Here is a 12,757-nt window from a genome sequence, read left to right as displayed (position 1 = left end):
TAATAGGAAATTCCTTGGAATTCCCTATTACACAAAAAGGCACTAACGTGCCAATGATGCGCACTCGCGCGAAGCAGAAACATGTCGCAAGCGACCGCGCTCAGCGCGAGAATGTGCCAAGGCACATTCTTTTTCATTTGCGAAATATTTATTCTAATGCATCCTTAATCTCCCCATCCGGCACATCCATCGGATAGTTTCCGGTGAAGCATGCCGTACAGAGCGGCAGTCCGCCTGCCATCTCCTCGAGATCTTCAACCGGCATATATCCAAGCGAATCCGCACCGATCTCCCGGCAGATTTCTTCGACGGAATGACTGCTGGCGATGAGCTGTTTATTGGAGGGGACATCGGTGCCGAAATAGCAGGGGAAGAGGAATGGCGGGGAGCTGACGCGCACATGAACCTCCTTCGCCCCGGCTTTTTTGAGCATGCGGATCAGGTTTTTCATCGTCGTACCGCGCACGATGGAGTCATCGACGAGGACAATGCGTTTTCCCCTGACAGCCGGTTCCAGAATATTAAGCTTGATCCGGACGCTATTTTCGCGTTCTTCCTGGGTCGGTTTGATGAAAGTTCTGCCGACATAGCTGTTTTTATGGAAAATAATCTCATATGGAATGCCGGATGCCTTCGCATATCCCATCGCGGCGGTCAGACCGGAATCCGGTACACCGGCGACGAGGTCGGCATCGGCAGGGAAGGAACGTGCGAGAGCAGCGCCGCCGCGCAGCCTAGCCTCATAGACGCTCACATCATCGATGTGGCTGTCGAGGCGGGCAAAATAGATGTATTCGAAAACGCAGTGCGCCCGTTTTTCCTGCTGCAGGCTTTTATCAGAAAAAACGCCGTCGCGGGTGATGGTCACGATCTCACCCGGTTCGATATCACGGATAAATTCGCCGCCGACCGAGGTGATGGCACAGCTTTCCGATGCCATGATCCAGACATTTCCCTTTTTGCCGAGGCAGAGAGGACGCAGACCAAATGGATCACGAACGCCGATCAGCTTGCGCGGGCTGGAGATAATCAGGGCATAAGCGCCACGTGTTTTTGCCGCGGTCCGTTTGATTGCCTCTTCAGCGGTCGGGGCAGCCAGACGTTCTCTGGCGATGTGGAATGCGATTACCTCTGAATCCATCGTCGTCTGGAAGATTGCGCCGGTTTCTTCAAGCTGGCGGCGCATCTCAAACGCATTTACCAGGTTTCCGTTGTGCGCCAGACAGAGTGTTCCCTTAAAATACTTAAGTACCAGTGGCTGTGTGTTTTCGATGGTAGAAGAACCGGTTGTGGAGTAGCGAACATGACCAACTCCCAGATTGCCGCCGAGGCGTTTTAACGTCTCCTCATGAAATACCTCATTGACAAGTCCCAGCCCTTTGTAGCAGTTGACAACGCCCTTTGGGCCGTTCGTGTCACAGACTGCGATGCCGCATGACTCCTGACCGCGGTGCTGGAGTGCGCTGAGTCCGTAGTACATATCTCTGGCAACATCGCCGCCCTCCAGGTCAAACATTCCAAATACGCCGCATTCCTCACGAAGTCCGGTTTCGTATGTGAGTGACTCCCTCATGATATAAACCTCCTTTGTATTCAAGATACCTGAATGATAAGAAAATAACAGGGATAAGAACCCAAAATTGACTGCAAAATATCAGTATAAAAGACAATATACCAATATTTTGCAGCCAAATCATAACACATTTTTCTCGATTTTTCAATCAAGTCATAATATTGACATGTCAGATTATACGGAGAACAGAAGTTCATCGTAAGTCGGATACGGCAGGAAGGAATCCGGAATCAGGGCTTCTGCGGTATCAACGCTGCTTCTCAAGTCATCCATCTTGGCAAGAATCGTATAGTGGAAATATGTAACCTTCTCGATATTATCTTCCATGGATTCTGCCGCTTTTTCAGCCTCTGCCAGTGCTTCGGTTTTCTCGGAAATCTCGGTGTAGAGACCGGACAGCTTCTCAAGCAGTTTGCTCTCGGCGCTGATCGGTGCGTTCGGCAGGATTGCCTTTGTCTTTGCGGCGGTTTCAGCCAGCTCCTTGCAGTAGGAGAGGACGGACGGCAGGAAGGTCTTCTTCATCATCGAAAGCATCGTCTTTGCCTCGATGTTGATGGTCTTGATGTAGTTCTCTTCCTTGATTTCGTAGCGGGAGAAGAGTTCCTCCTTGGTGTAGATGCCGTGTTTCAGGAACAGTTCTACGTTTTTCTCAGCAATCAGGCGCGGAAATGCCTCTGCGCAGCTCGGCAGGTCGAAGAGTCCGCGTTTGTGAGCTTCCTCTACCCATTCGCTGGTGTAACCGTTGCCGTTGAATACGATGTGGCGGTGATCACGCAGCACTTCCTTTAAGAGCAGATGGATTTCTGCCTCCAGAGCCTTGCCTGAAAGACCTTCCAGACGGTCTGCAAATTCGCCTAAAACTTCAGCTACGGCTGTATTGATGACAATGTTCGGTTCCGATACAGAGAGAGCGGAACCTGGCATACGGAACTCGAATTTATTGCCGGTAAAGGCAAACGGAGAAGTACGGTTGCGATCGGTTGTATCTTTGATAAAGTGCGGCAGAACCTTTGCGCCCGGCTTCATGGTCTGGACTTCTTTTGCCTCAGACTCGAGATCTTTTTCCACAATATCGAGAACTGCTTCCAGATCATCTCCGATAAACATAGACACGATAGCTGGCGGTGCCTCGTTACCGCCCAGACGGTGGTCATTTCCAGCAGTTGCAACTGATACGCGGAGCAGATCGCCGTAGACATCGACTGCCTTGATCGTTGCGAACAGGAAGAGAAGGAACTGTAAGTTCTTTGCCGGATCGCGATCCGGATCAAGAAGGTTTTCGCCGGTGTTGGTCGATAAAGACCAGTTGTTGTGTTTACCGCTTCCGTTGATGCCCTCAAATGGTTTCTCATGGAGCAGGCACACAAGGCCATGTTTCTCTGCCACACGTTTCATGATTTCCATAGTGAGCTGGTTGTTGTCAACTGCCACATTGGTAGTCGTGTAGATGGTGGCAAGTTCATGCTGCGCCGGAGCTACCTCGTTGTGTTTGGTTTTTGCCGGAATACCGAGCTTCCAGAGCTCTTCATCCAGTTCTTTCATGAAAGCGGAAACTCTCGGACGGAGAGCGCCGAAATAGTGGTCATCCATTTCCTGACCTTTCGGAGCTGGTGCGCCAAACAGAGTTCTTCCGCAGAACTTCAAATCGCTTCTCTTATTAAACAGTTCTTTATCAACCAGGAAATACTCCTGTTCCGGACCAACGGTGGAGACAACGCGGGTCACATCTTCATTTCCGAAGAGTTTCAGGACACGCAGCGCCTCGCGGTTGATGGTTTCCATCGAACGCAGAAGAGGGGTTTTGGTATCAAGTGCCTCGCCGCTGTAGGAACAGAATGCGGTCGGGATGCAGAGTGTATCGTCTTTAATAAATGCTGGGGAGGTTGGATCCCAGGCTGTATAACCTCTTGCCTCAAAGGTGGCACGAAGTCCGCCGGATGGGAAACTGGATGCATCCGGTTCGCCCTTTACCAGCTCTTTGCCGGAGAAATCCATGATAACTTCGCCATTGCCAACCGGGTTGATGAAACTGTCGTGCTTCTCAGCAGTGATGCCGGTCATCGGCTGGAACCAGTGTGTGAAGTGAGTTGCACCATTTTCAACGGCCCATTCCTTCATTGCAACTGCGACTGCATTTGCAATGTCGAGATCCAGATGGCTGCCATTTTCAATCGTTTTGCGGAGTGCCTTATAAACATCGCGCGGCAATTTGCTTTTCATGACTTTGTCGTTGAATACAAGACTTCCATACAGTTCAGGGATGTTTTTTTTCATAACTCATGTCTCCTTTCAGGTTTTATGTCTGCGATTTTGTGATGATTAAATCTACGTAAGATGAATGTGCTCTGACACATTTTACATAAAGAAAAGGGCACCTCGATCATCTCGAAGCGCCCTTGCTTTTATGTGTAGTAGTATACACGAAAAATTCTGAATGTCAATACAATTTGCACACGAATTTTGAAAAAATGTTTCAAGGGAGGATATTGTACAAGATTTCTTCTATTTAAGTCGAACATCTGTGAGACTTGGCGCGTGATACTGGTCAGCGAAGCTGACATATTCCATACAGAATTACTGCGTGAAAAAAAATTAAAAAACCTCTTTACAAACTCAGAAAAATAGTTTATAGTTTGAACATAAAAAATTGAATCCAACGGGGTGGGCAAGGATGCCATGATAATCATGGTATTCGTGCCCACTTTTTTAAAAGGCAAAGATGGAGACTCTGTTTCGAAGAATCCGACAGAAAGACGCGGTCACCGGCTGAGAGCCGTGTCAGGAGGGAGCGGGACAATAGGGAACACTCCGGAGCCGGATGACTGAGAGCGACACTGGACACCCCGCCAGCCGCCGCAGGTAGGTCATCACGTGACTGCGCGTTAAGCAGCGAAAGAGTAAAAAGAAAAACAATCGTTTCTTTTTAAATGCGGGTGGTACCGCGGGAATATCCCGTCCCGGAATGATGTGAGTGAACGTCATTCCGGGACTTTTTGTGTAATAGGAAATTCCTTGGAATCCCCTATTACACAAAAAGGCACTAACGTGCCAATGATGCGCACTCGCGCGAAGATGTAGTTTGTCGCAAGCGACCGCGCTCGGCGCGAGAATGTGCCAAGGCACATTCTTTTTCATTATTCCCGTCCCGGACATATCAAAAAGCAGAGAAAGAGAGGAAACAGCGATGGAATTTATGACAGGTAAAAAGGAAAAAGAAGTGCTGGATCTGGCAGCCGTGTTTGCAGACGGTATGGAAGGACGGGAAGTAAAGGTAAACGGCGCGATCATGAGTGTCCGCAACATGGGCGATATCGCATTTGTGATTCTCCGGAAACGTGACGGCGTGCTGCAGACTGTCTATGAAAAAGGTGTGACCGACGCAGATTTTACTGAATTAAGAGAAGAAACATTCGTAGAAGTTTCCGGTGTCCTCCGAAAAGAAGAGCGGGCGCCGAGAGGCATGGAACTTCGTTTAAAGAGTGTTCGGATCCTCTCGAAACCGGAAGAACCGATGCCGATTGCCGTATCAAAATGGAAAATGAGCGCATCCCTGGAAGCCAAACTGGATATGCGTTCTCTGACACTCCGCAACCTGCGGGAGCGCGCACGTTTCAGAATCCAGGAAGGAATCGCACGGGCATTCCGGGAGTACCTGTATGGAGAAGGATTTACGGAAATTCATTCCCCGAAGATCGGAGCAAAAGGAGCCGAGGGCGGAGCAAACGTCTTTAAACTCGATTATTTTCACCGCCCGGCGGTGTTAGCGCAGAGTCCGCAGTTTTACAAACAGATGATGGTCGGCGTGTTTGACCGTGTGATGGAGGTTGGTCCGGTGTTCCGTGCGGAGAAGCATAACACGAAACGCCATTTAAACGAATATACCGGACTGGATTTTGAGATGGGATATATCGATGATTTTACCGATATCATGGCGATGGAAACCGGATTTCTTCAGCATATGGTGGAAATTTTAAAGAAGGAATATTCCACGGAGCTGGAAATTCTTAAAGTCAAACTTCCGGAAGTAGAGAAGATTCCGGCAGTGACCTTTACCGAGGCGAAACGCCTTGCCTCCGAAAAATATGGAACCCAGATCAAAAACCCATACGATCTGGAGCCGGAGGAAGAACACCTGATTGGACGCTATTTTAAAGAAGAGTACGGCGCCGATTTTGTGTTTGTCACCCATTATCCATCCAAGAAGCGTCCATTCTATGCGATGGATGACCCGACAGACCCGAAAGTAACACTCAGCTTTGACCTTTTATTCCGTGGACTGGAAGTCACAACCGGCGGACAGCGTATCCACAGCTACACCGAGTTGATGGAGAAGATTGAAAAACGCGGTATGGATACCGAGGGAATGGAACAGTATTTAAGCACCTTCAAACACGGTATGCCGCCTCACGGCGGACTCGGTATCGGTCTGGAACGTATGACGATGCAGCTGCTTGAAGAGGAGAATGTCCGTGAGGTTTCGCTCTTCCCGAGAGATATGAGCCGTCTGGTACCGTAACGTGACAGGACGCAATTTCCTATGAAACAAAGAGTTTGTCCATAACACATATTATAATAGGAAGGAACAGAACTTATGGCAGTGAAAATAGACGATGAAATGATTGATTATGTTGGTATTTTAGCAAAGCTTTCCCTTTCTCCGGAGGAAAAGGAGGCAGCGAAAAGCGACATGAGCCGGATGCTTGAGTATATCGATATGCTGAATCAGCTTGATACTTCGGAGGTAGAACCGATGTCGCATGTCTTTGACATTCACAATGTGTTCCGCGAAGATGTCGTGGAAAATGGAGATGAATCAGATGCGATGCTTTCGAATGCACCGGAGCAGAAAGAAAAACAGTACAAGGTGCCGAGGACAGTGGAGTAAAAAGAAGTAGAGATACAGGCAGCAATATGGAGGAAATCAGGATGGGAATTTCAGAATTAACAGCGCTGGAGCTGGGAAAAGAAATTAAAGAAAAACAAATCTCCGTCCGGGAGGCGGTACAGGCATCTCTGGAACGGATTCATAAATATGAAGATACAGTTCATGCTTATGTAACGCTGACCGAGGAGGCAGCACTGGCACAGGCGGATGAGATCCAGAAACAGATTGACGATGGCACCCTGACCGGACCGCTGGCGGGCGTTCCGATGGCGATCAAGGATAATATTTGTACAGAGGGAATTGAGACAACGTGCAGTTCCAAAATTTTAAGGGGATTTGTACCTCCGTACTCAGCGGAGGCAGCGCTGAACCTCAAAAAAGCCGGTGCGATCCTGCTTGGAAAGACAAATATGGATGAATTTGCGATGGGAAGTACGACCGAGACATCCTGGTTTGGACCGACGAAAAACCCGTGGAATACAGAGCATGTACCTGGCGGATCTTCCGGTGGCTCGTGTGCGGCTGTCGCAGCGGGAGAGACCTTTTTTGCTCTTGGTTCAGATACGGGCGGTTCCATCCGCCAGCCAAGTTCCTTCTGCGGCGTGACCGGCATCAAACCGACCTATGGAACGGTTTCCCGGTATGGTCTGATCGCCTACGGTTCCTCGCTGGATCAGATTGGACCGATTGCGAAAGATACCGCAGACTGCGCGGCAATTCTGGAAACGATCGCTTCCTATGATAAAAAGGACAGCACCTCTGTCAAGCGGGAGGCGTACAATTTTACCGCTGCCCTGACCGGAGAGGTAAAAGGGATGAAGATTGGAATCCCGTCCGATTATCTGGGCGAAGGACTCGATGAAGATGTAAAAAAAGCTGTTCTGGCGGCAGCTGATGCGTTAAAAGAACGCGGGGCAGAAGTAGAATTTTTTGATTTAGGCATGGTTGAGTATGCGATTCCAGCATATTACGTCATTGCATCGGCGGAGGCAAGCTCCAACCTGTCCCGGTTTGACGGTGTGAAGTACGGTTACCGCACACCGGAATATGAAGATTTACATGAAATGTATAAAAAGAGCCGTTCCGAGGGCTTTGGACCAGAGGTAAAACGCCGTATCATGCTCGGTTCGTTCGTTTTGAGTTCCGGCTACTACGATGCATATTATCTGAAAGCACTCCGCACAAAAGCATTGATTAAACAGGCATTTGACAAGGCGTTTGAGAAATACGATGTCATTCTGGGACCGGCAGCGCCGTCCACGGCACCGCTGCTGGGCGACAGCCTTTCCGATCCGATGAAGATGTATCTGGGCGATATTTATACTGTTTCGGTCAACCTGGCAGGTCTTCCGGGCATTTCAGTTCCGTGCGGGCTGGATTCAAAGGGACTTCCGATCGGGCTTCAGATGATCGCAGACTGCTTCCAGGAAAAAAAGCTGTTTGGCGCGGCATCTGCATACGAAAAGGCGAGAGGTGCATGGAAGCTTCCGGTTATGACAGACAAGGAGGGCAGATAAGATGAAGAAAGAATATGAGACAGTCATCGGCTTGGAGGTACACGTAGAGCTGGCGACGAAAACCAAGATTTTCTGCGGCTGCTCCACCGAATTTGGAGCAAAACCAAATACTCATACCTGCCCGGTTTGTACCGGTATGCCGGGTTCCCTGCCGGTTTTAAATAAGAAAGTTGTTGAATACGCGATGTCTGTCGGTCTGGCGGCAAACTGCGGTATCAACCAGTTCTGTAAATTTGACCGGAAAAACTATTTTTACCCGGACAACCCGCAGAACTACCAGATTTCCCAACTGTATCTCCCGATCTGCCACGACGGCTATATCCCGATCGACACGCATGCCGGTGAAAAGAAAATTCGTATTCATGAAATTCATATGGAGGAAGATGCCGGAAAGCTGATCCACGACGAGTGGGAAGACTGCTCGCTGGTTGATTACAACCGAAGCGGCGTGCCGTTGATCGAGATCGTTTCTGAGCCGGATATGCGGAGTGCTGATGAGGTTATTGCCTACCTTGAACGCCTGCGCCTGCTGGTACAGTATCTGGGCGCATCCGATTGTAAGTTACAGGAAGGTTCGATGCGTGCCGATGTCAACTTATCGGTCCGTGAGGTGGGAAGTGAGACATTTGGTACGAGAACCGAGATGAAGAACCTGAACTCTTTCAAGGCGATTGCCCGTGCGATCGACGGCGAGCGCGCCCGCCAGATTGAGCTGCTGGAAGAGGGCAGGAAGGTCATCCAGGAGACGAGACGCTGGGATGACAATAAGGAATACTCCTATGCGATGCGTTCTAAAGAGGATGCGAAAGATTACCGTTATTTCCCGGATCCGGATCTTCCGCCGGTCTGCATCAGCGATGAATGGCTGGAATCCGTCTGCGCCGCCTTGCCGGAATTGCAGCCGGAAAAAATGGCACGTTACCAGAGTGAATATGGTCTGTCTGAATATGACAGCCGCATCCTGACTGAGTCTAAGAAGATGGCGGATATGTTTGAAAAGACCACTACCATCTGCCAGAAACCGAAGAAAGCGGCAAACTGGCTGATCGGCGAGGCAAGCCGCCTGCTCAAGGAAAAAGGACAGGACGCTGAAAGCCTGTGGTTCTCCCCGATGCATCTGGCACAGCTCATCGATCTGGTCGATGCTGGAACGATCAATAACAACACGGCAAAAGAAGTATTTACAGCTATTTTCGAGCAAGATGTCGATCCGTCCGCCTATGTCGAAGCACACGGACTTGGCATGGTCAATGACGACAGTGCTCTGGAACAGGCAGTTTCCGATGTGCTCGCCGCAAACCCGAAGACGGTGGAAGAGTACAAGAGTGGAAAGACAAAGGTACTTGGATTTCTGGTTGGTCAGGTGATGAAATTGATGAAGGGCAAGGCAAATCCGGGTAAAGTGAATGAAATGATGACGGAGAAGCTGAACGCGTAAAAACGCCTTTGTATAAATGAAAATTATAATTAGCTTTTAAAGAAAACTAAAAAGAAACTGTCTACAGATGCTGGCTTTCTGGATGATTCGTGATTTGTAATCGGAATTACCAGAAATACCATCTGTAACAGTTTCTTTTTTATAATCGTGTTATAAATGATGCGATGTGATTACTCTACAATATCCAGCTCCTTGCTGAAGGAGTTCAGAATCTCGCATCCATCCTCAGTAATCAGCACCAGATCCTCGATTCTCACGCCAACTTCGCCTTCTACATAAATACCTGGTTCGATGGAGAAGATATTGCCAACCTCAGCGACCTTGGTGTTCGCAGAAGAAACATCGCCGTACTCATGTACTTCCAGACCGATGAAATGTCCCAGCCGATGGGTAAAGTTCGGACCATATCCGGCATCCTCGATGATCTGGCGGGCAGCTTTATCGACTTCGCAGAGCGGAACGCCCGGTTTCAGAATTGCTTCTGCGGCAGCATTTGCGCGGCGGACGGTCTCATAAATAGCGCGGTGCTTCTCAGACGGTACTTTTTTATAGAAGAAAGTACGTGTCATATCGGCACAATAGCCATCCTTCCTGCATCCAACATCAAACAGGACGGTGTCGCCCTCTTTCAGAACCGTGTTGTCCGGACCGTGGTGTCCAAGCGCGCAGTTTGCACCGAAGCCAACCAGTGGTTCAAAGGAATATCCGTCTGCACCGAGACTCTTATAAATATCTAACATCTTGGAAGCGATCTCTTCCTCAGTCACGCCCTCATGGATCAGACCTCGGAACTGTGCCATCGCCTTATCATTGATTGCGGAAACCGCACGCATTTTTTCACGTTCTTCGTCATCCTTGCACGCACGGACCTCATCGATGCAGATGGAGCTGACCTTGTAGGAGGAAGCGCCCGAATGATCGATGACCGGAATCAGGAAACGGGCAGCAAATGTTTTATCAATACCGAGCGGTTTGCCTGCCTCAACACAGTCGCACAGAGGAGTCAGGTAATCGTCTGTATCCGAGAAGCGGAATTTCTCTACGCCCAGATCTTCCGGAACGGTAAAGAGGTTATTGATAAAGATCTTATTCTTGCCGGACTGGTTAATGTAAAGTGCCAGCAGACGTTCACCCGGATCAATAAAACGACCCGTCAGATAATAGATCGCATATGGATCGGAAATAATCATCTGCTCGAGACCCTCTGTTTCCATTTTCTTCAAAACTTTCTCAAGTCGCTGTGTGTTCATCATGATGTCCTCCTTATAAGTAAAGTGGCTGTAACTGGAAGATGCCAGACAGTTTACGCCGTAAATTATCTACCCTTATTATAAAACGCGCCGGGAAAAAGTCAACGATTAAAAGAACGCTTGAAAAGCGCATGGAAAGGGGGTAGAATAGTATCAACTGACCAGCCTTCGAAAAATGAAAGGACTTTTATTTTTAAGATACGAAAGGATGAAAAACATGGCGAAATCCTATGAAATGGATATGTGCAATGGTCCGATTCTCGGAAAGGTACTTACATACTCCATTCCGCTGATGCTTTCCGGTGTGCTTCAGCTTCTTTTCAATGCGGCAGATGTGATCGTGGTGGGGCGTTTTGCAGGCAGCCAGTCTCTGGCTGCAGTCGGCTCGACCAGTTCCCTTATTAATCTTCTCATTAACGTCTTTATCGGTCTGTCGATTGGTGCGAACGTTCTGGTGGCACGCTATTATGGCGCGAAGAATGACCGCGACATGAGCGAGACAATCCATACGGCGATCACGGTCAGCCTGATGAGCGGGCTGTTTCTAGTCTTTTTGGGTTTGTTTACCTCACGTTTCTGGCTGGAACTGATGGGGACGCCGGACGATGTCATCGATAAATCGACGATCTACATGCGGATTTATTTTGCCGGTATGCCGGCAACGATGGTGTATAACTTCGGAAGTGCGATCCTGCGCGCGATCGGCGATACGAAACGCCCGCTGTATTTCCTGACCGTGGCAGGTGTTATCAATGCAGCACTGAACATATTCTTTGTTACCAAGCTCCAGATGGACGTAGCGGGTGTCGCGCTGGCAACCGTGATTTCCCAGTGTATTTCCGCATTTCTGGTTATCCGCTGCCTGATGCGTTCAGATGGCGCGATGAAGCTGTCGCTTTCCAAGCTGGGAGTCAACCGGAGAAAACTTCTTCTTATTATAAAGGTAGGTCTTCCGGCTGGTATTCAGGGGGCGATTTTTGCGATCTCCAACGTACTGATTCAGTCGTCTGTCAATTCCTTCGGTTCGATCGCGATGGCAGGCAACACGGCATCGCAGAATATCGAGGGATTTGTGTATACCTCGATGAATGCGCTGTACCAGACCAATTTAAGCTTTACGAGCCAGAATATCGGAGCGGAGAAATATACGCGGATCAAAAAGATCCTTGCCACCTGCCAGGGCGTCGTTGTGACAGTAGGACTGGTGCTGGGATTTGCAGCATACCTCGGCGGTCCGTGGCTGTTGCAGATATATTCAGAAGACGCCGACGTTATTTCCTATGGACTGCTCCGGATGTCGATCATCTGTACGACGTATTTCCTGTGCGGCGTGATGGATACGATGGTCGGAAGCATCCGCGGACTTGGGTATTCGATCCTGCCGACGCTTGTCTCTCTGACCGGCGCCTGCGGACTGCGAGTGATTTGGATCTTTACCATATTTGCAGCGCAGCGGTCGCTGGCGATCCTGTATCTGTCGTACCCAATCTCCTGGGCGGTCACAGCGACGGCACATATGATCTGTTTCTGGCGGGCGGCGAAGAAGATGCCGAAGGAAGATGGCCATCCGGTGCGGGGATAGAATTTGAAACGATGTAATGCGATCATTAAGCTGCTTGTTTTTGAAAGAAAACACAGACAGAGCAGCAAAAAAAATAATTCGTTTGATAATCTGATTGGTGTAAAGAAAAAATACTTGACACCAATTAGATTATCGTGTATGATAACACAGGTGATGAGGAATGGAAAAAATTGTTGAACAGGGTCTTTTGTATGATTTTTACGGAGAACTCCTGACAAAGCATCAGCAAAGTGTATATAAGGATGTGGTATTTAACGATCTGTCCCTCAGCGAGATTGCAGACGAACAGGGCATTACCCGTCAGGGTGTGCATGATCTGATCCGGCGCTGTGACCGTACACTTCTTGGTTATGAGGAAAAGCTTGGACTGATTGCCAAATTCCAGAAAACCAAGGAAAAAGTAACTGAGATTCATCGGTTGACGGAAGAATTCAGCCAGACACAGAATCAGGCGCTGATTGAGGCAATCGGGCGAATCTCAAACGAGATATTGGATTTATAATGCAGGAGGT

9 protein-coding genes are annotated in these 12,757 nt (G+C 49.0%); 6 read left to right on the top strand and 3 right to left on the bottom strand.

From position 1 onward, the window contains the following. Positions 1 to 148: 148 nt before the first annotated feature. Positions 149 to 1,573: an amidophosphoribosyltransferase gene (gene purF, locus DW739_RS02330; protein WP_118293519.1), complete on the bottom strand. Its 1,425-nt coding sequence runs from the start codon at positions 1,571 to 1,573 to the stop codon at positions 149 to 151. Between the two features lie 174 nt (positions 1,574 to 1,747). Next, entirely contained in the window at positions 1,748 to 3,847 is a 2,100-nt protein-coding gene (locus DW739_RS02325) for a glutamine synthetase III (protein ID WP_118742559.1), read from the bottom strand. 910 nt (positions 3,848 to 4,757) lie between these two features. Between DW739_RS02325 and aspS the strand changes: the two genes are divergently transcribed. The 4 genes from aspS to gatB all read left to right on the top strand — a co-directional run bounded on the left by aspS (position 4,758) and on the right by gatB (position 9,413). Then, on the top strand, positions 4,758 to 6,089 hold the full coding sequence (gene aspS / locus DW739_RS02320; RefSeq protein WP_118742558.1) for an aspartate--tRNA(Asn) ligase: 1,332 nt from the start codon (positions 4,758 to 4,760) through the stop codon (positions 6,087 to 6,089). Positions 6,090 to 6,164: 75 nt separating this feature from the next. Then, positions 6,165 to 6,458 carry an Asp-tRNA(Asn)/Glu-tRNA(Gln) amidotransferase subunit GatC gene (gene gatC / locus DW739_RS02315; RefSeq protein WP_106999925.1) on the top strand — a complete coding sequence of 98 codons (294 nt, stop codon included), beginning with the start codon at positions 6,165 to 6,167 and terminating at the stop codon, positions 6,456 to 6,458. 41 nt (positions 6,459 to 6,499) lie between these two features. After that, the gene (gene gatA, locus DW739_RS02310; protein ID WP_118650835.1) at positions 6,500 to 7,975 is read left to right on the top strand and encodes an Asp-tRNA(Asn)/Glu-tRNA(Gln) amidotransferase subunit GatA; all 1,476 of its coding nucleotides are present in this window, start codon (positions 6,500 to 6,502) and stop codon (positions 7,973 to 7,975) included. Position 7,976: 1 nt separating this feature from the next. Then, complete coding sequence (gatB, locus tag DW739_RS02305) at positions 7,977 to 9,413, top strand: Asp-tRNA(Asn)/Glu-tRNA(Gln) amidotransferase subunit GatB (RefSeq protein WP_118742557.1); 1,437 nt, start codon at positions 7,977 to 7,979, stop codon at positions 9,411 to 9,413. A 170-nt stretch (positions 9,414 to 9,583) separates the two neighbouring features. Here the strand turns inward: gatB and DW739_RS02300 are convergent, their stop codons facing one another. Further along, complete coding sequence (locus DW739_RS02300) at positions 9,584 to 10,663, bottom strand: Xaa-Pro peptidase family protein (RefSeq protein WP_106999922.1); 1,080 nt, start codon at positions 10,661 to 10,663, stop codon at positions 9,584 to 9,586. A 217-nt stretch (positions 10,664 to 10,880) separates the two neighbouring features. On the opposite strand from DW739_RS02300, the gene DW739_RS02295 reads away from it, so the two are divergent. Next, positions 10,881 to 12,245: an MATE family efflux transporter gene (locus DW739_RS02295; RefSeq protein ID WP_118742703.1), complete on the top strand. Its 1,365-nt coding sequence runs from the start codon at positions 10,881 to 10,883 to the stop codon at positions 12,243 to 12,245. A 160-nt stretch (positions 12,246 to 12,405) separates the two neighbouring features. Beyond that, entirely contained in the window at positions 12,406 to 12,747 is a 342-nt protein-coding gene (gene ylxM, locus DW739_RS02290; RefSeq protein WP_106999921.1) for a YlxM family DNA-binding protein, read from the top strand. The last annotated feature ends 10 nt before the right edge of the window (positions 12,748 to 12,757 follow it).

Source organism: Clostridium sp. AM28-20LB (assembly GCF_003480665.1).
GTDB classification, from domain to species: Bacteria; Bacillota; Clostridia; order Lachnospirales; family Lachnospiraceae; genus Otoolea; species Otoolea fessa.
The sequence above is the reverse complement of the archived record's forward strand: the minus strand, read 5'-3'. Positions and strand labels throughout refer to the sequence as shown.

Bases quoted from the DNA above. Each gene is read 5' to 3' on its own strand.
- gatA (WP_118650835.1), top strand. From the start codon at position 6,500: ATGGGAATTTCAGAATTAACAGCGCTGGAGCTGGGAAAAGAAATTAAA.
- gatC (WP_106999925.1), top strand. From the start codon at position 6,165: ATGGCAGTGAAAATAGACGATGAAATGATTGATTATGTTGGTATTTTA.
- gatB (WP_118742557.1), top strand. From the start codon at position 7,977: ATGAAGAAAGAATATGAGACAGTCATCGGCTTGGAGGTACACGTAGAG.
- purF (WP_118293519.1), bottom strand. From the start codon at position 1,573: ATGAGGGAGTCACTCACATACGAAACCGGACTTCGTGAGGAATGCGGC.
- DW739_RS02295 (WP_118742703.1), top strand. From the start codon at position 10,881: ATGGCGAAATCCTATGAAATGGATATGTGCAATGGTCCGATTCTCGGA.
- DW739_RS02325 (WP_118742559.1), bottom strand. From the start codon at position 3,847: ATGAAAAAAAACATCCCTGAACTGTATGGAAGTCTTGTATTCAACGAC.
- DW739_RS02300 (WP_106999922.1), bottom strand. From the start codon at position 10,663: ATGAACACACAGCGACTTGAGAAAGTTTTGAAGAAAATGGAAACAGAG.
- ylxM (WP_106999921.1), top strand. From the start codon at position 12,406: ATGGAAAAAATTGTTGAACAGGGTCTTTTGTATGATTTTTACGGAGAA.
- aspS (WP_118742558.1), top strand. From the start codon at position 4,758: ATGGAATTTATGACAGGTAAAAAGGAAAAAGAAGTGCTGGATCTGGCA.